The organism is Nostoc sp. DedQUE05, assembly GCF_034530955.1.
Classification (GTDB): domain Bacteria; phylum Cyanobacteriota; class Cyanobacteriia; order Cyanobacteriales; family Nostocaceae; genus Nostoc.
This window is the reverse complement of sequence record NZ_JAVRCB010000018.1, coordinates 42505-65700: the sequence shown is the minus strand read 5'-3', so window position 1 is coordinate 65700 and position 23196 is coordinate 42505. Positions and strand designations below refer to the sequence as shown.

The window sequence follows — 23196 nt, the reverse complement described above, 5'->3', positions numbered from 1 at the left end:
TTCTTAAGGGTGTTTAGAGCCTCTTTCCATTGGCAGGGTGATGCCCAAGCGTCGCTGCAAAGCTTCCACGACTTCTTCTGCTGACTTCTGCCCAAAGTTCTTAATTTCTAAGAGGTCTTCTTGGGTATAATCCAACAAATCTGCCACAGAGTTAACTTGTGCTCGTTTGAGACAGTTATATGCCCGCACAGAAAGTTGCAACTCTTCGATGGGTATCTGGGCAGTTGGGTCGTCTGGAATATCCGAACCTGTGTCTGTTGGTTCTAGGGAGATGTCCTTCAACGGGTTGAATAAATCTACCAAGATCGCAGCAGCAGAAGATAGTGCTTCTTGAGGAGAAACACTGCCATTTGTCCAAACTTCCAACAGTAGTCGGTCTTTTGGAATCAAGCCTTCCCCACGAGATTCTTCAACACTGTAGTTGACTTTTCGCACTGGCATAAATATCGAGTCGATTTGAAGAAAATCCAACGATGTGGCTTCTTCACGTCCTCGCTCTACAGTGCGATAGCCTTTGCCTTTCTCGATCCGAAATTCCATTTCCAGCTTTCCACCCTCAGCGATGGTGGCTACATACTGGGTCGGATCGATGATTTCTACTTCACTAGGCAAATCAAAATGCGCCGCAGTGATTGTTGTTGGACCGGTAACGAGTAATCTCCCAATCTGAGGCTGCGAAGAATAGTTTTTCAGGATAACTTCCTTCATTCTCATGAGGATTTCCAGCACATCTTCCCGCACGCCCGGAACTGTGGCGAACTCATGTGAAACGCCCGCAATCCGCACTGCTGTAACTGCTGTACCTTCTAAATTAGACAGTAAAACCCGCCGCAGTGCGTTGCCAACAGTTGTTCCTTGACCGCGTTCTAGAGGTTCCAATACAAATTTGCTGTAATGGTTCCGACTTTCTTCGGTATTCGACTCTACACATTCAATTTGAAACTGCGCCACGGATGAGCCTCCCTTTTTCTAAGGTGCTGCTAGCAGACAAATCAATTGCCTCCAGAATTGACTGCCAATTTTCGATTTTGGACTTTGGATTTTGGATTGTGCTTCTTTCGTTCATGCTCCACCTCTTAATTATTGGCGGAACAAATCTTAAATCATCAACTTAAAATCCACGAGGCCCAGCACCCTTATAGTCGGGTTCAATCTAAAATCGCAAACCTAAAATCCAAAATTGATTAATAATATTTTGGGTAGCCCGAAGTTTAACAGCTTTCCTGACGGGAAAATCTGACGTGCTTCTGGTCGCCCAACCTTTAACTCAATGACAGTTTGAACGTTAGACGCTCAAGCGGTCATTGCTGGCTGTAACTTTTCGTCCTCACTGCCCAGCCCAAGTCTTGGTATTTAAACTCGACGGCGCTTGGGTGGACGACAACCATTGTGAGGAATCGGGGTAATATCCCGAATCAGTGTAATTTCCAGTCCTGCTCCTTGAAGTGCCCGAATAGCGGTTTCTCTACCTGCTCCTGGACCACTGACCATTACCTCTATTTGGCGCATTCCTTGATCGATAGCTCGGCGAGCTGCACTTTCAGCTGCGGTTTGCGCTGCAAAGGGAGTTCCCTTTTTTGCTCCCTTAAAACCGCTAGAACCAGCGCTAGCCCAGGATATGACATCTCCATTTTGATCGGTAATGGTGACAATGCTATTGTTGAAAGTAGACTGGATGTATGCCATTCCACTGGGTACATTCCGTTTCTGCTTCTTGCTCCCGGTTTTTTTAGTTGGTTGTCTCGCCATACTTGTTTAGTTGATTTAAGGTAAAACTTGCTCGCATTAGCAAGCGTTGCAAAATTATTTCCCTGGAGCCTTTTTCTTCCCGGCCACTGTCTGCCTTCTGCCTCTACGGGTTCTGGCATTGGTGCGAGTTCTTTGTCCTCTGACTGGTAAGCCCATACGATGACGACGACCTCTGTAGGTACCAATGTCAACTAAGCGCTTGATGTTCAAAGACTCCAAGCGCCGCAAGTCGCCTTCAACTTGATAGTTGGTTTCTATTTCCCCTCGTAGGGCTGTCACATCGGCATCACTTAAGTCCTTAACGCGAGTGTCTGGGTTCACACCAGTAGCCGCTATAATTTCTTGAGAACGTGATAAACCAATTCCATAGATGTAAGTCAGACCGATCTCGACGCGCTTATCGCGTGGAAGGTCTACTCCGGCAATACGTGCCACAATGAACTCTCCCTATTGTTCTCGCAATTACTGTTGGTTGGAAAAACGTGATTAATCGCGTCTTTTCGTTTTAATGATGATATGCGTCCTGCAACTAGCTCTATTGGTAAGAGCGTTATCCTTGACGTTGTTTGTGCTTGGGGTTCACGCAAATCACCATAACGCGACCACGACGTTTGATCACGTTACATTTTTCACAAATTTTCTTGACAGAGGCTCTAACTTTCATGCCTTTTATTTTTTGACTCCAAATATAAAATTATAGCATTTTTAGGAAAATTAATCCAGTTAAATGACTAAGAAACAGTCAAAAAAATGGTTTTATGGTATAATTCTCTACATATAGTTACTTCTTTCGTAGTCGATAGGTGATTCTGCCTTTGGTCAAGTCGTAGGGGGTTAACTCTACCTTGACGCGATCGCCGGGCAAAATCTTGATATAATTTCGGCGAATCTTGCCGGAAATGTGTGCTAGCACATTAAAACCATTGTCCAAGTCAACGCGAAACATCGCATTGGGCAAGGACTCTGTAACCGTGCCTTCCATTTCAATCAAATCTTGCTTAGACAATTTGTTTTTTCCTCAACTCAACAATTTCGTGTTCAGTTGCAGCGCTTCATCTGCAAAGAAACACATTTTAAGAAATATATCAACAGTTTATTAATATATCTTAGCTAAAATTGATCTTTTTTTTGTAGAAGGGCATGGCGCATGGGGCATGGTGCATTGGGCATTGGGAAAGAATTACTGTAGGTAGCTCCTCCCATACTTCCTTGTCTCCCTCATGCCCTCGCCCTTTCTTTTTCAGGAAGCGATTACCTTTTGTAGTTCATTAGTGACATCTTCTTGGGACTGATTGCCATTGACTGTTAGGAGTTTTTTGCGATCGCCATAATAATCAATTAAAGGTGCAGTTTCCGCGCGGTACACTTCTAAACGACGACGAATCACTTCTTCAGTATCATCTTTTCGTCCTCTAGCTAGCAAACGCGCGATGACAATTTCATCTGGTGCATCTAAATTGACTACCTTTTCGCCACCTTGATGTATTGCTTCGAGTAACTTCTCCAAAAAAGCTGCTTGGGTCACTTTTCGGGGAAAGCCATCAAGAATCCAACCATTTTTGGCATCTGGTCGATCGAGGCGTTCCTGTACCAAGTCCTGCACTAGCTGGTCAGGTACTAACTCGCCGCTATCAACATAGCTTTGAGCTTTTATTCCTAAAGGAGTCTGCTCTTTCATGGCTTGTCTTAATATTTCACCAGTAGAAATATGGGGGATATTCAAGTGTTCAGCCAAAGTTTGAGCTTGTGTTCCTTTACCCGCTCCAGGTGGTCCCAAGAAGATTAATCGCGTCACTATTATTTCACCATTCCTTCATAGCGCTGAGAGATGACATAAGTTTGGACTTGTTTGGCTGTCTCAATTGCCACACCAACTAAAATCAACAAAGATGTCGCACCGATGCCCCGGAAAGTTTTTACATTCAAAGCGCTTTCCACGGCTGTGGGGATAATAGCGACGAAGCCCAAAAAGATCGCACCCAAAAAAGTTAGTCGGTTGGACACGCGTTCGATATACTCGCTAGTTGCCTTGCCGGGACGAATTCCAGGAATACTAGAACCCATTTTCTTCAAGTTCTGTGCTACATCTACTGGGTTGAGAATCAACGAAGAATAGAAGTAGCTGAAGAAAACAATGGAAATCATGTAGACCAAGGCATAGACCCAAGAGCTAGAACCGCTTGGACTCAAATAAGTGTTAACTATATTCGCCAAATCGGCATTTTTAGTAAAATTGGCGATCAGCAGTGGCAAACTGAGGATGGCAGCAGCAAAAATAATTGGCATCACACCGCCTTGATTTAGCCGCAGTGGCAAATAGCTACGCTGCTCGGCTAAAACTCTCCGACCTACTTGGCGACGAGCCGAAATAATTGGGATGCGGCGCATTCCTTCCTGAACAATCACAATACCAACAATTGTTGCGAGGAAAACTAAGATCAGGACGATTACGCGACCCACTGCTTCCCGACCGCCGACTTGCACCAAGTCGATGGTATCGCCTAAAGCTTTTGGTAATGACGCAACAATGTTGACAAAAATCAACAAAGATGCTCCGTTTCCAATACCCCGCTCTGTAATTAGTTCTGATGCCCACATGACGAACATAGAACCAGCAGTCAGAGCGATCGCAGTTTCAGCGACAAAGATTGGCCCTGGCTTTAAGGCGAATTGCTGGAGGAATAATGCCGAAAAAGCTGTACTTTGAAGAATTGCCCAACCTACAGTGACATAGCGGGTAATTTGCGATATTTTTCGCCGACCTGCTTCGCCTTCATTTTTCTGTAAATTTTCTAAAGATGGAATCGCCGCAGTAAGCAATTGGATGATAATAGACGCATTAATGAAGGGCAAAATTCCTAAAGCAAAGACTCCCAAAGTCGAAAGTCCTCGCCCGGAAAATATATCCAATAAGCCAAATATGGAATTACTGCCCGATATGGCTTCGGCAAATCTTGGTCTATCAATCCCTGGAACGGGTAAGAAAATACCCAGGCGAACCAAAATTAAAATACCGACGGTGACAAGCAGCCTACCTCTGAGACCAGCTGCCTGCGCCATCTGCATAAAAGTTTCTTGAGCCGTTGGGGCTTTATCTCGACTGATCATAGAGTGCTACCTTTATAGTGAACCAAGCACTGGCAGCGAGTTGGCTTGCATTTAAGTGCGCTGTTCCGGCTCACTCATAAGACTTCACAACTACCACCAGCTGCCTCAATTTTGCTACGAGCTGAACCTGTGAAAGCTGCCGCTTGTACCTTGAGCGGAATGCTCAATTCCCCGTTACCTAAAACTTTCAGTGGCCCCTTGACAGCAGTCAGGATACCTGCGGCTTTCAATGAGGTCAAAGTTACTTCCGTATTCGCGGGAAGGGAAGCTAGCTTCTCTACATTAATCGTAGTGTAAATCCTCTGATTAACAATCGGAAAGCCCTTCAGCTTAGGTAAGCGGCGGTACAATGGCTGTTGACCACCTTCAAAACCTGGTCGAGTCCCGCTACCAGAACGAGATTTTTGACCACGCATACCTAGACCTGCACTAGCACCTTGACCAGCAGAAATACCTCTAGCTACACGGCGCTTACGTTTCTTTGAGCCTTTTTGCGGCTTAACATCATGGAGTCTCATAAGTTATCAAGTTCTCATTTGTCGTTTCTCATTTGTCATTTGTCATTTGTAGTTGGTCATTTGTTCAGAACAAAGGACAACTGACTAAGGACAAATGACTAATTAAATGTAGAGACTTTCAATAGGAATACCGCGATCTTCCGCGACTTCAGAAAGAGTCCGCAATGTAGATAAAGCATTGACTGCTGCTCTAGCATTATTGAGCGGATTGTTGGAACCAAGTTGCTTGGCTAAGATGTTACGAACTCCTGCCAATTCCAACACAGTCCGCACAGCACCACCAGCAATTACCCCAGTACCAGGTGCGGCTGGACGCATAATCACTTTTGCACCGCCACCGACACCATTAATGGGATGGGGGATGGAGTTGGATTTAGTAATTGGGATATCAATGAGGTGTTTTTTGCCGTCAGCTACGCCTTTTTTAACGGCGCCAATTACATCTGAAGCTTTGCCTACTCCGACTCCAACTTGACCGCGTTCGTTACCAACGACAACGATCGCTCGGAAGCTGAGTTTTTTACCACCTTTGACCACTTTACTTACGCGGCGGATTTGGATAACCCGCTCTTGCCAAGTGGTTTCTTCTTTTTTGGCACGCTTTGTTCTACTTTTACGCTCTGTTGCCATAATTTATGCTCTGGTGAACGTCATTTGTCAGTTGTCATTTGTCATTTGTCCTTTGTCATTTGTCCAATAACTAATGACTAATGACCAATGACTTTAGAAATCTAAACCAGCTTCGCGTGCTGCATCAGCTAGTGCTTTGACACGACCATGATATAAGTTACCACCGCGATCGAAGACTACTTTGGTGATGCCTTTTTCTAGCGATCGCACTGCGATCAACTTCCCAACTTGTACCGATGCATCACAGTTTGCACATGACGCTAAACTAGATTTCAACTCTGGTTCTACAGTCGATGCTGCCACGATGGTTTGATGCTGAGTATCATCAATTATCTGGGCATAAATATGCTCATTGGAACGAAATACCGCTAAACGCGGACGTTCTGGGGAGCCAATAACTTTGCCACGAACGCGTCGATGACGACGGTTTTTTGATTCTCTACGAGTAAGTTTCATTTCTACTTCTTACCACCCTTACCAGTCTTACCAGCTTTCCGTCTGACTACTTCACCGGCATAGCGGATGCCTTTACCTTTGTAAGGTTCTGGTGGACGAACAGCACGAATTTTGGCGGCTGTGTTACCGACGATTTCTTTGTCATAGCCGCTAACAATGACGTTAGTGGTACCTTCTACGGCAAACTGAATTCCATCTGGTGGTTCAATTTGCACCTGATGGCTGTAACCCATATTCAAAACTAGGTTACGCCCTTGAATTTGTGCCCTATAACCCACACCTTGAATTTCCAAACGGCGCTGAAAACCTTGGGAAACTCCCTCGACCATGTTGGCAACTAAAGTGCGGCTCAAGCCGTGCAATTGCTTCGATATCCGAGTTTCATCCCGACGATTTACGTGTAATATTTCCCCCTCTTGAGAGAGTGAGACATTATCTCTGAGAGTGCGAGAAAGTTCTCCTTTCGGGCCTTTCACCACAATATTCGTACCATCGATCGCCACTTGAACTTTGGCGGGAATAGTAATTGGACGTTTACCAATACGTGACATGACTTTTTGTCCTTTGTTATTTGTCCTTTGTCCTTTGTCCTTTGTCCTTTGTCTTTCACTAATGACAAATGACTAATGACCAATGACTAATGACTAATGATTACCAAACGTAACAAAGTACTTCGCCACCCAAGTTTTGACGCCGCGCTTCGCGGTCAGTCATAATGCCACTGGATGTAGAAATAATGGCAATGCCAATGCCGCCTAGTACTCTTGGTAATTCTTTTCGATTTGAATAAACACGCAAGCCAGGCTTACTCACTCGCTTTAAGGCGGTGATCAGAGGCTGACGGTTTTTTCCCTTGTATTTCAGGGAAATCACCAGATTGCGTTTTACCCCTTCTTCTGCTTCTTCGATTTCAGCAATAAAGCCTTCCTCCCGTAGCACTTTGGCAATGCTCCGGGTCAATTTTGTCGCTGGCACTTGTGTAGTTTGATGCCGCGCCAGGTTGGCATTGCGGATGCGCGTCAGCATATCTGCAATTGTGTCGTTAGCCGCCATCGTTCCCTCTATAGATGAACTTATTGATCGCGAAAGGGCATTCCTAATTCTTTAAGTAAGGCGCGTCCCTCTTCGTCGTTTTTTGCTGTGGTGATGATGGAAATATCCATCCCACGCACTTGATCGATGCTGTCGTATTCGACTTCTGGAAAAATTAGCTGTTCTCTCACACCTAGGGTGTAGTTACCGCGTCCGTCAAAGCTTTTAGGACTAACGCCGCGAAAATCTCGAATTCTGGGTAGTGACAGGCTAACTAACCGATCGAAAAAGGCATACATCCGTTCGGCTCTGAGAGTAACCATGATCCCCACAGGCATCCCTTGACGAATCTTAAAGCCAGCGATCGCCTTTTTCGCCCGTGTCACCACTGGTTTTTGACCTGTTACCACGGCAATCTCGTTGATAGATGCCTCTAGTGACTTCGCATTTTGAGCTGCTTCACCCAAACCTCGGTTAATCGTAACCTTTACTAACTTCGGTACTTGATGGACGTTGGTATATTGAAACTGATTAATCAGTTTGGGGACGATCGTCTCTTGATATAAGGTTTTGAGTCTTGTTGTCGCCATAGTTTTTTGTCCTGATATCCCTGGGCTTGGTCAGGGAAGCTTTAATTTTTGATTTTAGATTTTTGATTAAATTTAAAATCTAAAATCTCAAGTTGACTAATTCTTATTTATCGAGAATTTCGCCAGTTTTCTTGAGTTTTCTAACCTTTTTGCCTTCTGAGGTAAAGGTGTAACCAACACGACTGGCAACGTTTTGCTTGGTGGAATAAAGCATCACATTGGAGCTATGAATCGGGAATTCTTGGGTAATAATTCGCCCTGATTCCCCTTCTTGCTGGGGTTTAACGTGCTTGGTTTTAATGTTGACACCTTTGACGATGACTTTACTCAGTTGGGGAAGTGCCTGAGTAATTTCGCCAACTTTTCCTTTGTCTTTGCCAGCAATCACTTGTACGGTGTCGCCAGTTTTGACGTGCATTTTGTGGAATACTTTGGGCGTACCCTGTTTGGTTGCCATTAAAGCACCTCCGGAGCCAGAGAAACAATTTTAGTGAAGTTTTTATCGCGCAGTTCCCGTGCAACTGGGCCAAAAACCCGTGTGCCTCTGGGATTACCGTCTTTGTTGATAATTACAGCAGCGTTATCATCAAAGCGAATACTCATGCCGCTGTCACGATTTACAGCTTTCCGAGTCCGAACAATTACTGCTTCTACCACATCAGACTTTTTTACAGCCATGTTGGGTGTAGCATCTTTGACAACTGCGATAATTTTATCGCCAATAAAACCATAACGACGGTTGCCTCCGCCTAAGATGCGGATGCACATCAGTTTGCGGGCGCCGCTATTATCTGCGACATTCAGGTAAGTCTGGGGTTGAATCACAATTATTCTCCCTTGTAATGTTGTTAGTTTCTAACAACGATGAGGTTTAAGTAGGCTTGACGTTCAGGACTTCTGTGATTTTCCAGCGCTTGGTTTTACTCAGGGGTCTAGTTTCCTGAATGCGAACGCGATCGCCTACTTTACACTGATTTTCTTCGTCGTGAACTTTATATCGTTGGGTGTTAACCACAATCTTGCCGTACTTGGGGTGAGGAGCGCGGTTTTCTATGGCGACTACGACAGTTTTTTGCATTTTATCGCTCACTACCAAGCCAACTCGTTCTTTAACTGCCATAATCTCCTACTTCTCTTCTTTAGCCGATTGACTTGCTGCCCGTTTGCGTTCTGTTTCTAGCGTCAGCAATTGGGCTAGGCGGTGGCGCAATTGTCGAAACTGGTGGGGCTTTTCTAATTGTCTGGTGGCTTTTTGCAAGCGCAATTGAAATAGTTGTCTTTTGATCGCGACAATTTCATCAGAGAGCTTCTCGTCGCTTAATTCTCTAGCTTCTGAAATTTTGGGAAGAGGCATAAGCTACTCCTGCTCCTGTGGTTGAGAGCGCACAATAAACTTAGTTTTGATGGGCAGTTTAAATGAAGCCAAACGCATCGCTTCACGAGCGATTTCTTCAGAAACTCCACCGATTTCAAACAAAATTCGTCCTGGCTTGACTACAGCTACCCAAAACTCTGGATTACCTTTACCGGAACCCATCCGGGTTTCAGCAGGACGCATGGTTACAGGTTTATCAGGGAAAATCCGAATCCAGATTTGTCCACCCCGACGGATATAACGAGTCATTGCCCGACGGGAAGCCTCGATTTGACGCGAGGTAATCCAAGCAGGTTCTTGTGCTTGGAGGGCAAAATCACCGAAGTTGAGGGTACTACCACGGCTGGCTAGTCCTTCCATCCGTCCGCGCTGTTGTTTGCGGAATTTAGTTCTTCTAGGGCTTAACATGGTTTGTCATTTGTCATTTGTCATTTGTCATTTGTCATTTGCCATCTGCCATTTACTAATGACTAATGACTAATGACGATTTATCCTTCATTTGAGCGGTCTTCAAATTGCTGGCGACGACGTTGTTGTTGACGACGACGGGGTTCGCGTTCGCGTTCGCGGGGGTCACGTTCGCGATCGCGGTTTGCGGGTGGCAGTGGATCTGGTTCCTGTCCAGGAATAATTTCTCCCTTAAACACCCATACTTTGATACCCAAAATGCCGTAAACAGTTTTTGCTGTGCAATAAGAGTAGTCAATGTCAGCCCGTAAGGTATGTAAAGGTACTCTACCTTCACGAGTCCACTCTGTCCGGGCAATTTCCGCACCGTTGAGGCGACCGCTAACTTGGATTTTAATACCTTGGACGCCAGCGCGTTGGGCACGTTGAATTGACTGTCTTACTACCCGCCGAAAGGAAACGCGGCGTTCCAATTGTTGAGCAATGTATTCGGCAATTAGGTAGGCATCAGCATCAACCCGTTGAACTTCAACTACGTTAATGCGGATTTGACGATTACTACCCAATAATCCTTGGAGTCCGGTACGTAAGGATTCAATACCTTGTCCACCGCGACCCACTACTACGCCAGGTCTAGCTGTGCGTACTTCTAAGTCGATTTGGTCGGCTTTGCGCTCAATCCGTACTTCGGAAATTCCGGCGTTGTTTTGAGCTTGTCTACCCAGCTTTTGTTCTATGTATTGACGGAGTTTGTGGTCTTCTTGGAGAAGTTCTGGATAGCGATCGGGAACAGCAAACCAACGGGATTGATGTTCATGTGTAATACCCAGGCGAAAACCAACTGGATGAATCTTTTGTCCCACAAATGCTTCCTCTAAAATTTCTTACTTTACGCAATTTATTGGTTAACGTGCTTATTTTTCTGGAGCAGCTGCAACAGCTACGGTAATATGACACGTCGGTTTGCGAATTTGGTAAGCTCGACCTTGCGCTCTTGGTTGGAAGCGCTTTAACGGCGGCCCTTGATCGGCATAAGCCTGAGTAATCACTAGTTGAGTCCGATCTAACCCAGCGTTGTGTTCGGCATTGGCAGCAGCGCTTCTGAGAACCTTCAATATGGGTTCAGTGGCGCGATAGGGCATGAATTCTAGGATGATTAACGCTTCTCGGTAAGATCGCCCGCGGATTTGATCGAGTACCCGACGCACCTTGTAAGCCGAGATGCGGATAAAACGAGCGATCGCTTTTACTTCAGTAGTATTAGTAGCCATAATTTTCTCCAATTTTGTCCTTCGTCCTTCGTCCTTTATCCTTTGTCCTTTGTCGAAAGCTAATAACTAATGACCAATAACAAATGACAAATGACCAATGACTAATAACTACCTACCTGCTTTTTTGTCGCTTTTTCCATGACCCCTGTAGGTGCGTGTCGGGGCAAATTCACCCAACTTATGTCCTACCATCTGTTCATTTACAAAAACAGGAACGTGTTGGCGTCCGTTATGAACAGCTATAGTGTGACCTACCATTAGGGGCAAAATTGTCGAAGCTCGTGACCAAGTTTTAATAACTTCTTTTCTGTTGTTATCGTTGAGCTTTTCAATTTTCTTTAGGAGATGATCCGCAACGAAAGGACCTTTTTTTAGAGAACGACCCATAGTTCAATTTTGGATTTAGGATTTAGGAATTACAAGTGAGGAGTGAGGAGTTAGTAATTAGGAGTTAGATTTTACTCTCAACTTATAACTCTTAACTCTTAACTCCTAACTCTTTAAGACTCACGACCACCGCGACCGCGTTTAGAAGACTTACGACGACGACGCACAATCAATTTGCTGCTAAGTTTCTTGCGATTGCGTGTTTTCGCACCCAATGTGGGTTTACCCCAAGGTGTAACAGGCCCCGATCTACCGATAGGCGCTCTACCTTCACCACCACCATGTGGGTGATCCACTGGGTTCATGACGCTACCTCTAACCTTAGGACGGCGACCTTTCCAGCGATTTCGTCCGGCTTTACCTGCACTTAAGTTTCTCGCGTCGGTGTTGCCTACTTGCCCAATGGTGGCGTAGGACTCGCGTCGAATCAAGCGGACTTCTCCTGAAGGCAACTTGAGAGTTACATAATTACCTTCTTTTGCCACAACTTGGGCGCTAGCACCAGCAGCACGGACAATTTGACCACCTTTACCAGGAGTGAGTTCTACGTTGTGAACACTAGTACCCAAGGGAATCTTCGAGAGCGGTAACGCATTACCATCTTCAAAGGGAGCTTCCGGCCCAGAAATAATTATTGTTCCAACTTTCAACCCGTTGGGGTGAAGGATGTAGCGTTTTTCGCCGTCTTGATAATACAAAAGGGCAATTCTGGCGTTACGGTTAGGATCGTATTCAATTGCTGCGACTTTTGCCGGAATATTATGTTTATCCCTTTTAAAGTCGATGATCCGATAAAGCTGTTTGTGTCCACCACCCCGGCGACGACTAGTAATCCGCCCGTGATTATTCCGACCTTTAGCGCGATGCTTCGAGGTAGTTAAGGATTTTTCTGGTTCGCTTCTGGTAATTTCCGCAAAGTCAGAGATTGTAACTTGGCGAGTGCTGGGGGTATAAGGGCGATAAGAACGAGTACCCATAATCTATTTTGGATTTTGGATTTTGGATTTACTTAATTTTGGATTTTGAACTTTGGATTTTGAATTTAATGAGTGTTTAACTAATTGCCACCATTTTCGGTACTTATTCAGTAAACTCCTCAATCTAAAATCTAAAATCTAAAATCTAAAATTTTTAGACTTCTGGGAATAGAACTTGTCTAATCTTGTCTTCATCCCCAGGTGCGACTGTAACAATGGCTCGCTTATATTGGGGTTTATAACCAATAAATTTACCAACGCGCCGCTTTTTGCGCGGTGGTAGAGTGGTGTTGACTTTTACAACCTTGACCTGAAACAAGTCTTCGATCGCAGCCTTGATTTCTGGCTTAGATGCCTTTGGAATTACTTCAAAGGTGTACTTGTTTTGCTCCATCAAGATGGTCGCTTTCTCGGTGACGATTGGGCGACGTACTAAGTCAGCAAGGTCGCGGGGGTCAAAGCTAGGCACTGTAGACCTCCTGAATTTTTTCTAGGGCTGATGCCGTAACTACAATTTTGTCAGCGTGCAGTAAATCAAAAACATTTAGCTGGTCAGCTGCAATTAGTTTTAAATTTTCAATGTTGCGGGCTGATAAATAAACGTTATCTGTATCCGCAATTTCAGACAAAATTAACAGTGCCTTGCTTTCTGGTACTACTCCCCAACGGGCAAGCGCTGCTACTAATTCTTTAGTTTTGGGGCGAGATAGCTCGGTGCTAAATTCTTCTACTACGATCAAGTCGTCAATGCGGCTGACAAATGCTGTCCGCAGTGCTAAACGCCGCTCTTTGCGGTTCAATTTGAGGTTGAAGTCTCTGGGTTTTGGCCCAAATATTACACCACCACCACGCCACAATGGCGAACGAATAGACCCTGCACGAGCGCGACCTGTACCTTTTTGCCGCCAAGGTTTACGACCGCCACCCCTGACTTCCGCACGAGTTTTTGTGCTGGCATTTCCTTGACGAGCATTGGTCAATTGCCGTACTAAGGCGCGGTGCACAATATGAGACGCTGTTTCTTCTTTGGCAGTGCGCAACTCGAAGGTCGTCTCGCCGACCTGTTCTCCTTGCCAATTTTTAACTACGCTTTCAACCATTTTTGTTATTTGTCCTTTGTCATTTGTCAATTGTCTTTTGTCTTTAGCCAATGACTACTGACTAATGACTACTGACTTTTGACTATCCCACTATTTTTGCAGGCACAACACTTACTAGAGCGCCTGGTTTACCAGGAATGGCTCCTTTAATTAGCAATAAGTTGCGTTCTGGGTCAACTCGCACTATGGTCAGTTTGCGGATTGTAATACGTTTTCCACCTAAACGACCTGCCATCCGCTTACCTGGATAGACACGACCGGGTGTTGTACCAGCACCAATAGAACCGGGTGCTCTGTGGTTTTTGGAACCGTGTGACATTGGCCCGCGACCAAAGTTGTTGCGCTTCTGGTTTCCCGCAAAACCGCGACCGATGCTTGTACCGACGACATCGACAATTTGACCAGCGCTAAAAATATCTGCTTTAATCTCTTGACCTAAAGCATAATCACTAGAGCTATCGGTGTGATATTCATTTAAGTGACGCAATGCTGGGGCAGATGATTTAGCCAAATGTCCCAATAATGGTCTATTTAGTGCCTTGGGTTTGACTTCGCCATAACCAACTTGAATGGCAAAGTAACCATCGGTTTCTTTCGTTTTAACTTGTGTAACGGTGCATGGCCCTGCTTGAATGACAGTTACAGGAATAGACACTCCTGCTTCGTCAAATATTTGGGTCATGCCCAGCTTGGTGCCGAGAATACCTACAGACACAGTAACTGGTTCTCCTTCTACTTGCTGACCTTGGAATTGGACTCTAGAGGACACGCTTTGTACGCATCAGTTTAGGCTGGGTTAGCCTGCGAAATTTGGAATGGCTTTAGTAAACCGCTCCAAATGCTTTTGGACACAACAAACCGTGTCCTTACTGCTTGGTAAATCTGTTTAGCTTCACTCATTAGATCGCTAGAACAGCCACAAGTCTCTTCTCGTTGGGAAGGAGTAACTTCTGGAATCAATGCAAGGCGCTACAGCTTTAAGCTGTGTGCAGCAATGCTTTTGTCCAAGCAATTGCTCTGGCACTTTCTGGAGACAGCGCTGTCGGCAGGTTTTCCGATTTGTACACGCCTGATATAGCGGCTTCTTGGAGATTGGCTACTTGCCGTGTTGCAGTTGGACTTAAGCGGTTACTACCGCCCAGTATCCGTTAACTGAGACTGACGTAATGCCATGAAACCAACATTGCTGCTCAGTCTTTACTTCCTTAAACACTTTAAACTATTGTTTAAGCTTTTGCCTGCTTTTTTAGAGGCACAGGAGTAAACGTACCTTGGAGCTTAGGATTAACTTTAGTTATTTTTCCATAAGCTCTAATATTGACCTGAAAGCTTTCTTAGTTTACCAGTCTACGATCGCTCTGAGCTAGATTATCCAATTTGGATTTAAGTCATCAGCTTTTGATGCTAACACTACCTCAGAATGACAGTAAAAAGTTAACCTGATTTGCGTTTTTGGTCACAATCTAATAATATAAATTATTTATTTATGTTTGTCCAGTAATTTATAGAGCTATTTTTAGGGAGTAGGAAAGAAGCAAGGGAGCAGGGCGCAGGGGGCAAGGGGGAGAAATCAATTCAAAATTCAAACATTTTAGAACTCTGCCTCCTGCCTTCTGCATCCTCTTTCCCCTCTGCTCCCAGCTAAGAGCCCCTCTGCCTCTTCTCAATACCGAAAAAAAATGCTTTTAATCTATCGGTTCAGGGTAAATAATAGAAATATCTAAGTGGGATAAGACGAAAATCTATGGCACTAATTACCACTGGCAACGGTTTAATCCGCGATCTGGAAAAGTTTGGCGCTCTGGGAGTGTATGTACCTCTGGAAGGAGGTTATGAAGGTCGATATCAGCGCCGACTACGGGCAGCTGGCTATACTACCCTCCACATTACTGCTAAAGGACTGGGTGATTTAGCTGCGTATCTCACAAGAATTCATGGAGTCAGACCTCCTCATCTTGGAAAAAAAAGCACTGGTAGCGGTGCCGCAGTAGGTCATGTGTACTATTTACCCCCAATTCTCAATTCTCATCTAGAACAGCTACCACCAAAGTCTAAGGGGCTGGTCTTGTGGATTATTGAAGGGCATATTCTTTCTAATGAGGAACTTGAGTATTTGACGAATTTGCCTCAACTAGAACCACGAGTGAGAGTAATCATTGAGAGGGGTGGCGATCGCGCTTTCCGTTGGACTTCTCTAGAAAAAACTCTGTTAGCTAGCTAACACTTACAAAAGTGAGGAGTGAAAACTGCAAAAGTGAGGAGTGAAAAGTGAGGAGTTAAAAATTTAAAACTTCTAACTCCTAACTCCTAACTCCTAACTCCTAACTCCTAACTCATAACTCATAACTCTTTTAGCATTTCAATAATGCTGAATCGAAAACCGCAAGATGCAAATAACCGCCGTGAAGCCTCGTTAGCAATTGCTGTATCTAGCCGAATTTGCTTGACGCCCATCTGATGAAAGCGTTCAATACTTAGCATCACCATCTGCCGCGCAATTCCGTTTTGGCGATATTCCGGCTCGACCCAGATATCATGAATAAAAGCAAATTCCTGTAACCGATAAATTGGTATTTCTCGCTCAACTGTTGCTACCAGAAACCCTACAATTTGCCCTTCATTTTCGGATACTAGAAATATACTGCGTCCATCGCCGCTATTTGCCAAACGCATCAACCATTGCTCATAACGCTGTTCTGGATGCGGTAGAAAACCATATTTGGCGGAATCCCAAGACTCATGCAAAGCACAAATTTTGGCAACCATTGGTAAAACTGTGGGTACGTCAGTTATTGTGGCGGGGCGGATCAGCATAAGCTTTCAAGCACAAAAAGCACAAACAAGAAAGAATGCTTTGGAGTGAGATATTAGTTTTTGTCCACTTACTCAGCCAAGATTATCGTTTTGTTGAACCTGAGCATCATAAACTTTGGAAAACTTTGTTTTTAACGTGAGTTCGATGAACCTCTCCCGGACAACCTCCCTCTTCCACGGTGAAAGGGAGGAGTAACGAGAAATTAGGGTTTTGGCTCCCCTCTGGGTGTCCAAGAGGGGTTGGGGGAGAGGTCAAAAAAGGGCTTGTCGAACTCACGTTGTTTTTAGCATTGGAGAAGGGCTGGCTTGGTTAGAACAGGGCTGATGTCTAAGTGGATGTCTGAAATGGTTATAAGGTTGAGAGACTATGGCAAACAGTTGTCTATTTATAACCACCCAGAAACAAACAGTAAACGCGCGATCGCCAGTAAAATCGGTATTGCGCTATGTGCAACTTAAATGCTCATTAGCTGATAAGTTTTTTCGTAACTCCACGCAATCGGATTAACACTGGCTTTGCCCAATTTCCACCAAGCAAATCGTGCAGCAGAATATAAAAACAAGGGATGATAAATAGTGTCAGCATCGTTGCGATCGCCATCCCAAAGAAAACTACAATTCCTAAAGGCTGCAAAAATTCAGAACCTTCACCAATGCCCAATGCCAAAGGAAAGAGTCCCAAGATAGTAGTGACTGTAGTCATGATAATTGGGCGCAAACGTTGAGGAGCAGCTTTCACGATCGCAATTTGGCGAGTACAACCAACTTCTTCTCGAATTTGATTCGCCAGTTCCACCATCAGAATCCCTGCATTCACCACAATTCCCACCAGCAGGACGACACCAACAATTACAGTTGCGCCAATTGCAGTTTGGGTAATGTAAAGTCCAAAAATTCCCCCAGCTAACGCTAGTGGTACGGTGAACATAATTACCAATGGGTCAATTAGCGAATTGTATTGTACCGCCATGACTACAAAGATTAAGAACGTTGCCAACGCCCCCAAAGTTTTTAAAGCATTCTGAAGTTGCTGATTAGTTTCTTGGGCAGAACTAGGCACAATTGAAACACCATCAGGTAAGTCTACATCCTTGAGTACCTGATTGACTTCTGCGATCGCTTCACCAAGACTTGCTCCCTCGCTGAGATTTCCGGCGACAATAAAAGCTTGGCGCTGATTAATCCGTTGCACTTCACCAGGCGCTTGACCTTCTTGAATGTTCGCAACATCAAAAAGGCGGATTAGTTGATTGTTTTCTGTAAATAGCGGTAATTGCTCTAGCTGGGAAGGACGCCCAATTGCTTCCTTATTTAGCTGCACCCGCACATCAACTAAACGATTACCGCGTTGAATTTGCGTAGGAACTGAACCTTCAATTGCTGTTTGAACTGTTGCACCAATTTGCTCGGCGCTCAACCCTAAAGCTGAAACCCTTTCCCAGTCGGGGCGAATTTGGATTTCCGGTTGTCGGGGGTCGGCATCTGGGCGGAATGTCGCTAATTTTGCCCTTTCCTGCAATGCTTGCAGCACTTGTGCGCCTGCTTGCGTTAAGTTTTCTTCATTCTCACCTTGCAGAATCACGTCAACCTCTGACCCTTGCACTGGAGAATTACTCAAAATTAAACCCCGCACCTGACCAGGATTGAGGCGCAGCAAAATTCCTGCTAAGTTGAGTTTGTTAAATTCCTGAGTTACTTTTTTGACGAAAGCTTCTACATCTGTGCCTGGTTTTAGATTGATCGTACTGCTGGCACGTAAGGGATTTTCTGTAGTACTGCTGCCAAATAAATTACCACCCACAGTTGTGAAAGCAGACTCTGTTTCTGGTTGTTTGAGCAAAATGTCATCGACAATTTGCATAACTTTTTCAGAAGTTGCTAAAGGTGTACCGGGAGGAAACTGCGCTCTCAAGGTAGCTTGTCCGGTACTGATGCGGGGTAAAATTTCTTGGGGAATTTGACCAAACATGAAGAAGCTACTGCCGCCTAAAATTACCAAAGCAGCAGTTACTACGAGGAGCCGATAGCGTAAAACCTTGGTTAAGAAGTTACTGTATCCCCGCGTCGCATCTTCAAATCGGTGATTAAACTGTCTAAGCAGCCAAAATTCACTAATCCGACTAGACCAGCGGATTCCCAAAAGTCGAGAAGACAGCATCGGCACTACTGTAATCGCAACCACAAGAGATGCTGCGACTGCGAAGCTAATTGTCAGAATCAGTTCATTAAATAGCAGTGCAATAAAGCCGCCAATTAAGAGGAATGGCACTACAGAAACTAAGTTGGCACCCGTAGCAGCAACTAAAGCAGATTCTACTTCTTGGGAAGCAGTAGTCGCACTGTCTATAAAGAATTTGGAATTTCTCCCGTTCTCCTCTGCTCCTCTGCTCCTCTGCTCCCCTGCCTCCATCTCTCTTTGATTGGGAGTCATCCCTGTTTTTTCGGAGATGTTCTCCAAAATCACAACCGATGTATCAATTGCTTGACCGACTCCTAGTGTTAGACCTGCCAAACTAAAAACATTCAAAGTCAGGCCAAAGATTTTCATTAAAGCGATCGCTGCTAGAGTACACAGCGGAATCGTCAAACTGATAATAAATGTTTGCCTGAACGATCCCAAAAATAACAATACTGCTGCTGCTGCTAGCAATGCCCCCGAAATCCCCGAAAAGATCACATCATTTAAAGAATTGCGGATGAAGACAGATTCATCTGTGGTGGGACTCAAAGTCATGTCTGCTGGAATTAAACCTGATTGCCGTAATTGTTCGATTCGCCGCTTAACAGCATCTACAACTGCGATCGTGTTGGCCTCTGGCTGCTTTTGGACTGAAAATTTCACCGCAGGCTGACGATTCAGATAAACAAATACTCGCTGTTCTTCTGTATCATCAATTACCTCTGCAAAGTCTCGCAAGTAGACGCGGCGGGAAGGTGCAGGGGAAGTAGTGGAAGCAGGGGAGGTAGGGGAGGCAGGGGAAGCAGGGGAAGCAGGGGAGGAAACTTCCAAGGAAAGGTTTTCAATTTCCTTAGCATTTTGAAAGCGTCCGACAGTCCGAGTCAATGGCTCGGAATTTTGCCCCAGAATCCGGCCTCCAGAAGTGTCTTGGTTACGGGCTGTTAATTCGTTTAAGACATCATTTAACCCGACACCCAAAGCTTGCAATCGCTTTAAGTCAACCAGCACTCGTACTTCTTCTTCTGCACCGCCGGATACGTCAACAGAAGCGACTCCTGGTACTACACTGAGTTCACGCGTTAACTCTTCATCAGCAAATACGCGTAAATCTTTCCCTGGTAATGAGGCAGATGTCAGCGCCAATTCATAAACCGGCAATTGAGAAGGATCGACTTTGAATAAGCGCGGCTCCTCTATCGTATCTGGTAGTTGTCCTCGATTTCGGTTAAAAGCAGCAGTAGCATCGTTTAGGGCTTGGTCAATATCGCCCCCTGGTTGGAAGTATAAATCGAGGCTGACTTGTCCTTCACGGGTGCGGGAAAAAACTTGCACTACATTCTCAGTTGCCCGTAAAGCTTCTTCTAAGGGTCTGGTGATTTCATCTACTGCTACTTCTGGTGAAATACCGGGGGCTTCTAGCCGCACACCAATTCGTGGATAGGTAATTGACGGTAGGAGATCGACTTGGATCGTTGTGAGAAAAAATACCCCAATGACAATTACTGCCACGGTGAGCATGAGTGTGCCAATGTGTTGGCGGATAGCGATCGCACTAAGGCTAAATCCGCCATTGCCATTATTATTATTTGCCTGCTGCATGATCCTAAGTGATAAGTGATAAGTGCTGACTACTGAGTACTTTTTTCTTTGGGATGGTGGTTATTGCTCACCCTACTATTGCTTTTCTGAAAGAATTGAAAGACTCACAGTGTCACCTTCTTTTAACGGCTTACCACTACGAACAACATAGCGCTCTCCTGCTTGTAAGCCGGATAAAATTTCCACTTTGCCATCAGCTTTTTGTCCTAAGGTGACAGCACGCGTCGCTACTTTCGTCTTACCATCTGTGTCTTTCACTACAAATAGTGTTGCCGATGAGTTTTCTTGCTCTTTCTGTGCTGCCTTTGCTGCCCCTGCTTGTTTTTGAATAGCTGTTTGCGGCACTACTACCCGTTGTTGAGTCTGGTTTTGAAAGTTGACTCGCGCCAGTAGTCCGCTGCCAATCTTACCTTGAGTGTTGGGAATCACTACTTCTATAGGTATCAAGCGAGCTGTGGCATCGGCAGCAGGGGAAATGCGCGTAACTCTGCCAATTAATACTTCTTTGGGGAAGGCATCTAAGCGCACTTGTACAGACTGTCCAACCTGAATTTGTGCTAGTTCTAATTCCGAAACTTGGACGACGACTTTGACACGGCTAAAGTCTCCAATTTTCAAGACTTCGTTGCCTGCTTGCAGCAGGTTGCCTGGTTCTGTCACCTTTTCTGTGACTACGCCAGCGATCGGAGATACCAGCCGAGTATAAGACCTGCGTTCTTTGGTTTGAGCAACCAATGCTTGTTGAGCAAGTACTCTACCTTGGGCAGCTGCAACGGCTTGCTGTTCTGTCCGTACTTGTTCTTGGGCTGCCCGGAGTGCTTGGGCGGCTGTTTTTGCCTGGGTACGCGCTTGCTGGGCAGTTTGTTCCGCGATCGCTCCAGCCTTAAACAACCTCTGCTGCCGCTCTGAGTCTGCTTGAGCTTGTACTACTTCTAGGCGCGCCCGTTCAACGTCTGCACGAGCATTGCTTACCTGATTGGTTGCCCTAGCTACTTCTGATTTGAGGGCTGCTAGTTCTGCTTCTGCTTGCTTTAATTCGGTCGAAAGTATGGCATCATCTAACCGCCCGACGTTTTGCCCAAGCTTTACTGCATCGCCGACATCAAGGTTCAAAGCCAACAACCGAGCTTCTACTTGCGATCGCAGTGACACAATTCGGAAGGGTGTTGTATTACCTGTGTATTCTGGCTGTGTTTGCAACGTATCAGTTCGAGCGATCGCCGCATCTACAGCCGTTGCACCACTACGTTGTCCGCTACCAGGACTCTGAGATTGTGCGTCAGCCGCTTCTTCCTTGGGTAGCGCTCCACAATTCGCTGTCAGCAGTCCTATGCCTAACAGACAGGGAATCAATAATTTGGATGCTAAAGGGGAAGACACCTTTGTGTCAAAACTATTTTTTACATCTGCAACAGCCATATCAGTCTTCATAACTGAATTTAACTTGGTATTAATTACCTGGTTAGCGGCTGCCAAAGATGAGATTTTCGCCTGCTTGTGCGGCTTATTTCTGTCCAAAATCATTTATTTTTCTCGTATTTGGTGAGCTTTTTGGGTTAAACAGCCATGCATTACCAAGTAATTTTGAGACATTATGAATAGTGAAAAGCGGCGAGAGTCAATTGGCTATGTTCTTGCAGAATTTTGTATCAAAAATTACTTTTTATTTGAAAAAATTTCTCACCACTTTAACTCATTAAATTGAGTCGCCCGCTTTTTAGCTGACGATGCAATTCTTAACTCAGTATAAATATTTTTAAATTTCTTGCAATCTGCCCTTAGTAGAAGACTTGTATTTACTGAAGATACGGAACTTTCACACCCCTACTTCTAATCTTGGCAGTATTAAGTAACTAGACTTAGGCTGACATAACTAGATCTAATGTAGCAATTTCGTGGGTGCGGTTCACTTAGCCTCACCCGTTTTTAGACTAGCCAGCATCTAGCTATTAACCGCTTATATAACTTTTTATAACAGTTTTTCAAACTTTTACCCAGAAAGTTGGTTGCTATGTCATCATGGCAAGTGAAATGAGAATTAATTCGGCGACAGTGTTTGATTTTAGTATTGACAGGCTTTTTCCTTTTGGTATTACAGACTTCTCTCCGAAATCTAAATCTCTACAAACTTATGATTTTGGAGACATTTGATGTCAATTTACGTTGGTAACCTCTCCTATGATGTTACACAAGATGCGCTGAGTGCTGTATTTGCAGAATATGGTGCTGTAAAGCGTGTTCAACTACCCACTGACCGTGAAACAGGTCGTTTACGCGGCTTTGCTTTTGTGGAAATGAGTTCAGAAGATGAAGAAGCGAAAGCTATTGAAGCTCTTGATGGTGCTGAATGGCTTGGTCGCGACCTCAAAGTAAACAAAGCCAAGCCCAAAGAAGACAGAAGTGGTGGTTCCTTTGGGAATCGTGGTGGCGGCGGCTACAACCGTAGCAACAACCGCTACTAAGGTTAATTGAATTTAGAAAAGGCTCAGGCAGGAATGCTTGAGCTTTTTTTATGCAAAACTTTGATTCTCTTTGATTTTAAATAATTTTGGCCAATCACTCATTATACTGCACTGATGATTCTCTAACTAAAGTGCCCTGATGAAAGATCATTTTCCATCGAGCGTTGTTTAATTTCCAGATGGAACTTCGCAACGAATGAACAGGTTGTTTCCCAGATATATGTCTGACTATACGATAAGTTACTAAAACAACCCCTGTTACTAAAACTAATGTTTTGAATTCTGTTATCAATCTTTGAGTCAGAGGTTGGATGGATTCATTCTGCAAGCTCTCGATAATTTGCTGTTTATTAAAAACACGCCCTGAACTTCCGAATTCAATGAACTCGTCAGCAAGTAAATCCATGATATCTGTCGCTGATTTTCGGACATCGGGTTGAAGCAAACGCTCCTCCAACTCACGAAAAAGTGATTCTTCTAAATAATCTGCTTTCATATATGTTTTGAAGACTAAATTGAATGGTAGCAGATAGGATTAGGC

General features: G+C 44.7%; 32 protein-coding genes. 3 read left to right on the top strand and 29 right to left on the bottom strand.

Annotation, left to right across the window (positions count from 1 at the left end; all coding sequences use genetic code 11):
• Positions 1–3: 3 nt before the first annotated feature.
• The 25 genes from RMZ42_RS15575 to rplC form a co-directional block, all read right to left on the bottom strand.
• Positions 4–951: a DNA-directed RNA polymerase subunit alpha gene (locus RMZ42_RS15575; protein ID WP_322672233.1), complete on the bottom strand. Its 948-nt coding sequence runs from the start codon at positions 949–951 to the stop codon at positions 4–6.
• A 402-nt stretch (positions 952–1353) separates the two neighbouring features.
• Positions 1354–1749, bottom strand: coding sequence for a 30S ribosomal protein S11 (rpsK, locus tag RMZ42_RS15570; RefSeq protein WP_069070761.1), 396 nt, complete (start codon positions 1747–1749; stop codon positions 1354–1356).
• A 54-nt stretch (positions 1750–1803) separates the two neighbouring features.
• Complete coding sequence (gene rpsM / locus RMZ42_RS15565; protein WP_104906411.1) at positions 1804–2184, bottom strand: 30S ribosomal protein S13; 381 nt, start codon at positions 2182–2184, stop codon at positions 1804–1806.
• 115 nt (positions 2185–2299) lie between these two features.
• Positions 2300–2413, bottom strand: a complete 114-nt coding sequence (gene rpmJ / locus RMZ42_RS15560) for a 50S ribosomal protein L36 (protein WP_015129703.1) — start codon at positions 2411–2413, stop codon at positions 2300–2302.
• Between the two features lie 117 nt (positions 2414–2530).
• Positions 2531–2755 carry a translation initiation factor IF-1 gene (gene infA / locus RMZ42_RS15555; RefSeq protein ID WP_006276978.1) on the bottom strand — a complete coding sequence of 75 codons (225 nt, stop codon included), beginning with the start codon at positions 2753–2755 and terminating at the stop codon, positions 2531–2533.
• Between the two features lie 234 nt (positions 2756–2989).
• Positions 2990–3544, bottom strand: a complete 555-nt coding sequence (locus tag RMZ42_RS15550; RefSeq protein WP_322672232.1) for an adenylate kinase — start codon at positions 3542–3544, stop codon at positions 2990–2992.
• A gap of 2 nt (positions 3545–3546) precedes the next feature.
• On the bottom strand, positions 3547–4857 hold the full coding sequence (gene secY / locus RMZ42_RS15545) for a preprotein translocase subunit SecY (RefSeq protein ID WP_104906409.1): 1311 nt from the start codon (positions 4855–4857) through the stop codon (positions 3547–3549).
• Between the two features lie 74 nt (positions 4858–4931).
• On the bottom strand, positions 4932–5375 hold the full coding sequence (gene rplO, locus RMZ42_RS15540; protein WP_322672231.1) for a 50S ribosomal protein L15: 444 nt from the start codon (positions 5373–5375) through the stop codon (positions 4932–4934).
• Positions 5376–5477: 102 nt separating this feature from the next.
• Positions 5478–6005 carry a 30S ribosomal protein S5 gene (gene rpsE / locus RMZ42_RS15535; protein ID WP_322672230.1) on the bottom strand — a complete coding sequence of 176 codons (528 nt, stop codon included), beginning with the start codon at positions 6003–6005 and terminating at the stop codon, positions 5478–5480.
• Between the two features lie 93 nt (positions 6006–6098).
• Positions 6099–6461, bottom strand: coding sequence for a 50S ribosomal protein L18 (gene rplR / locus RMZ42_RS15530; RefSeq protein WP_322672229.1), 363 nt, complete (start codon positions 6459–6461; stop codon positions 6099–6101).
• A 2-nt stretch (positions 6462–6463) separates the two neighbouring features.
• Entirely contained in the window at positions 6464–7012 is a 549-nt protein-coding gene (rplF, locus tag RMZ42_RS15525; RefSeq protein WP_322672228.1) for a 50S ribosomal protein L6, read from the bottom strand.
• A 100-nt stretch (positions 7013–7112) separates the two neighbouring features.
• Positions 7113–7514 carry a 30S ribosomal protein S8 gene (rpsH, locus tag RMZ42_RS15520; RefSeq protein WP_094349096.1) on the bottom strand — a complete coding sequence of 134 codons (402 nt, stop codon included), beginning with the start codon at positions 7512–7514 and terminating at the stop codon, positions 7113–7115.
• 20 nt (positions 7515–7534) lie between these two features.
• Complete coding sequence (gene rplE / locus RMZ42_RS15515; protein WP_104906405.1) at positions 7535–8083, bottom strand: 50S ribosomal protein L5; 549 nt, start codon at positions 8081–8083, stop codon at positions 7535–7537.
• Between the two features lie 103 nt (positions 8084–8186).
• Complete coding sequence (gene rplX, locus RMZ42_RS15510) at positions 8187–8540, bottom strand: 50S ribosomal protein L24 (RefSeq protein ID WP_069070771.1); 354 nt, start codon at positions 8538–8540, stop codon at positions 8187–8189.
• Positions 8540–8908 (bottom strand): 50S ribosomal protein L14, encoded by a 369-nt coding sequence (gene rplN, locus RMZ42_RS15505; RefSeq protein WP_099101129.1) that lies wholly within the window; start codon positions 8906–8908, stop codon positions 8540–8542. The genes rplX and rplN overlap by 1 nt, the downstream gene beginning before the upstream one ends.
• Positions 8909–8954: 46 nt before the next feature.
• Positions 8955–9203, bottom strand: a complete 249-nt coding sequence (gene rpsQ, locus RMZ42_RS15500) for a 30S ribosomal protein S17 (protein WP_094349093.1) — start codon at positions 9201–9203, stop codon at positions 8955–8957.
• A gap of 6 nt (positions 9204–9209) precedes the next feature.
• Positions 9210–9437, bottom strand: a complete 228-nt coding sequence (gene rpmC / locus RMZ42_RS15495) for a 50S ribosomal protein L29 (protein ID WP_094349092.1) — start codon at positions 9435–9437, stop codon at positions 9210–9212.
• A 3-nt stretch (positions 9438–9440) separates the two neighbouring features.
• Positions 9441–9866 (bottom strand): 50S ribosomal protein L16, encoded by a 426-nt coding sequence (rplP, locus tag RMZ42_RS15490; RefSeq protein ID WP_069070775.1) that lies wholly within the window; start codon positions 9864–9866, stop codon positions 9441–9443.
• Positions 9867–9946: 80 nt separating this feature from the next.
• Entirely contained in the window at positions 9947–10729 is a 783-nt protein-coding gene (gene rpsC / locus RMZ42_RS15485; RefSeq protein WP_322672227.1) for a 30S ribosomal protein S3, read from the bottom strand.
• Between the two features lie 51 nt (positions 10730–10780).
• Entirely contained in the window at positions 10781–11137 is a 357-nt protein-coding gene (rplV, locus tag RMZ42_RS15480) for a 50S ribosomal protein L22 (protein ID WP_069070777.1), read from the bottom strand.
• Between the two features lie 108 nt (positions 11138–11245).
• Positions 11246–11524: a 30S ribosomal protein S19 gene (gene rpsS, locus RMZ42_RS15475; protein ID WP_012410721.1), complete on the bottom strand. Its 279-nt coding sequence runs from the start codon at positions 11522–11524 to the stop codon at positions 11246–11248.
• 113 nt (positions 11525–11637) lie between these two features.
• Positions 11638–12501 carry a 50S ribosomal protein L2 gene (gene rplB, locus RMZ42_RS15470; RefSeq protein WP_322672226.1) on the bottom strand — a complete coding sequence of 288 codons (864 nt, stop codon included), beginning with the start codon at positions 12499–12501 and terminating at the stop codon, positions 11638–11640.
• A 154-nt stretch (positions 12502–12655) separates the two neighbouring features.
• Positions 12656–12970, bottom strand: a complete 315-nt coding sequence (locus tag RMZ42_RS15465; protein ID WP_069070779.1) for a 50S ribosomal protein L23 — start codon at positions 12968–12970, stop codon at positions 12656–12658.
• Positions 12963–13601, bottom strand: coding sequence for a 50S ribosomal protein L4 (gene rplD / locus RMZ42_RS15460; RefSeq protein WP_322672225.1), 639 nt, complete (start codon positions 13599–13601; stop codon positions 12963–12965). Before rplD ends, RMZ42_RS15465 begins: the two co-directional genes overlap by 8 nt.
• Positions 13602–13683: 82 nt before the next feature.
• Complete coding sequence (gene rplC, locus RMZ42_RS15455) at positions 13684–14316, bottom strand: 50S ribosomal protein L3 (RefSeq protein WP_289799260.1); 633 nt, start codon at positions 14314–14316, stop codon at positions 13684–13686.
• A 269-nt stretch (positions 14317–14585) separates the two neighbouring features.
• On the opposite strand from rplC, the gene RMZ42_RS15450 reads away from it, so the two are divergent.
• Positions 14586–14753, top strand: coding sequence for a hypothetical protein (locus RMZ42_RS15450; RefSeq protein ID WP_322672224.1), 168 nt, complete (start codon positions 14586–14588; stop codon positions 14751–14753).
• A gap of 592 nt (positions 14754–15345) precedes the next feature.
• A complete protein-coding gene (locus RMZ42_RS15445) occupies positions 15346–15822 on the top strand; it encodes an NAD(P)H-quinone oxidoreductase subunit N (protein ID WP_322672223.1) in 477 nt (158 codons plus the stop codon).
• A gap of 119 nt (positions 15823–15941) precedes the next feature.
• Here the strand turns inward: RMZ42_RS15445 and RMZ42_RS15440 are convergent, their stop codons facing one another.
• The 3 genes from RMZ42_RS15440 to RMZ42_RS15430 form a co-directional block, all read right to left on the bottom strand.
• A complete protein-coding gene (locus RMZ42_RS15440) occupies positions 15942–16415 on the bottom strand; it encodes a GNAT family N-acetyltransferase (RefSeq protein WP_322672222.1) in 474 nt (157 codons plus the stop codon).
• 466 nt (positions 16416–16881) lie between these two features.
• Positions 16882–20193 (bottom strand): efflux RND transporter permease subunit, encoded by a 3312-nt coding sequence (locus RMZ42_RS15435; RefSeq protein ID WP_322672221.1) that lies wholly within the window; start codon positions 20191–20193, stop codon positions 16882–16884.
• Positions 20194–20268: 75 nt separating this feature from the next.
• Positions 20269–21717, bottom strand: a complete 1449-nt coding sequence (locus RMZ42_RS15430; protein WP_322672220.1) for an efflux RND transporter periplasmic adaptor subunit — start codon at positions 21715–21717, stop codon at positions 20269–20271.
• Between the two features lie 626 nt (positions 21718–22343).
• Between RMZ42_RS15430 and RMZ42_RS15425 the strand changes: the two genes are divergently transcribed.
• A complete protein-coding gene (locus RMZ42_RS15425) occupies positions 22344–22655 on the top strand; it encodes an RNA-binding protein (RefSeq protein ID WP_322672219.1) in 312 nt (103 codons plus the stop codon).
• A gap of 94 nt (positions 22656–22749) precedes the next feature.
• Here the strand turns inward: RMZ42_RS15425 and RMZ42_RS15420 are convergent, their stop codons facing one another.
• Positions 22750–23151, bottom strand: a complete 402-nt coding sequence (locus RMZ42_RS15420) for a DUF4440 domain-containing protein (RefSeq protein ID WP_322672218.1) — start codon at positions 23149–23151, stop codon at positions 22750–22752.
• Positions 23152–23196: the final 45 nt, after the last annotated feature.

Coding starts and splice junctions, on each gene's coding strand:
- RMZ42_RS15445 (WP_322672223.1), top strand. CDS start 15,346: ATGGCACTAATTACCACTGGCAACGGTTTAATCCGCGATCTGGAAAAG.
- rpsS (WP_012410721.1), bottom strand. CDS start 11,524: ATGGGTCGTTCTCTAAAAAAAGGTCCTTTCGTTGCGGATCATCTCCTA.
- rpsQ (WP_094349093.1), bottom strand. CDS start 9,203: ATGGCAGTTAAAGAACGAGTTGGCTTGGTAGTGAGCGATAAAATGCAA.
- rplV (WP_069070777.1), bottom strand. CDS start 11,137: ATGGCTACTAATACTACTGAAGTAAAAGCGATCGCTCGTTTTATCCGC.
- rplB (WP_322672226.1), bottom strand. CDS start 12,501: ATGGGTACTCGTTCTTATCGCCCTTATACCCCCAGCACTCGCCAAGTT.
- RMZ42_RS15425 (WP_322672219.1), top strand. CDS start 22,344: ATGTCAATTTACGTTGGTAACCTCTCCTATGATGTTACACAAGATGCG.
- rplF (WP_322672228.1), bottom strand. CDS start 7,012: ATGTCACGTATTGGTAAACGTCCAATTACTATTCCCGCCAAAGTTCAA.
- RMZ42_RS15430 (WP_322672220.1), bottom strand. CDS start 21,717: ATGATTTTGGACAGAAATAAGCCGCACAAGCAGGCGAAAATCTCATCT.
- rplR (WP_322672229.1), bottom strand. CDS start 6,461: ATGAAACTTACTCGTAGAGAATCAAAAAACCGTCGTCATCGACGCGTT.
- RMZ42_RS15435 (WP_322672221.1), bottom strand. CDS start 20,193: ATGCAGCAGGCAAATAATAATAATGGCAATGGCGGATTTAGCCTTAGT.
- rpsE (WP_322672230.1), bottom strand. CDS start 6,005: ATGGCAACAGAGCGTAAAAGTAGAACAAAGCGTGCCAAAAAAGAAGAA.
- rplD (WP_322672225.1), bottom strand. CDS start 13,601: ATGGTTGAAAGCGTAGTTAAAAATTGGCAAGGAGAACAGGTCGGCGAG.
- RMZ42_RS15420 (WP_322672218.1), bottom strand. CDS start 23,151: ATGAAAGCAGATTATTTAGAAGAATCACTTTTTCGTGAGTTGGAGGAG.
- rplE (WP_104906405.1), bottom strand. CDS start 8,083: ATGGCGACAACAAGACTCAAAACCTTATATCAAGAGACGATCGTCCCC.
- RMZ42_RS15440 (WP_322672222.1), bottom strand. CDS start 16,415: ATGCTGATCCGCCCCGCCACAATAACTGACGTACCCACAGTTTTACCA.
- rpmC (WP_094349092.1), bottom strand. CDS start 9,437: ATGCCTCTTCCCAAAATTTCAGAAGCTAGAGAATTAAGCGACGAGAAG.
- rplP (WP_069070775.1), bottom strand. CDS start 9,866: ATGTTAAGCCCTAGAAGAACTAAATTCCGCAAACAACAGCGCGGACGG.
- secY (WP_104906409.1), bottom strand. CDS start 4,857: ATGATCAGTCGAGATAAAGCCCCAACGGCTCAAGAAACTTTTATGCAG.
- rpmJ (WP_015129703.1), bottom strand. CDS start 2,413: ATGAAAGTTAGAGCCTCTGTCAAGAAAATTTGTGAAAAATGTAACGTG.
- rpsH (WP_094349096.1), bottom strand. CDS start 7,514: ATGGCGGCTAACGACACAATTGCAGATATGCTGACGCGCATCCGCAAT.
- rplX (WP_069070771.1), bottom strand. CDS start 8,540: ATGGCAACCAAACAGGGTACGCCCAAAGTATTCCACAAAATGCACGTC.
- rpsK (WP_069070761.1), bottom strand. CDS start 1,749: ATGGCGAGACAACCAACTAAAAAAACCGGGAGCAAGAAGCAGAAACGG.
- rplO (WP_322672231.1), bottom strand. CDS start 5,375: ATGAGACTCCATGATGTTAAGCCGCAAAAAGGCTCAAAGAAACGTAAG.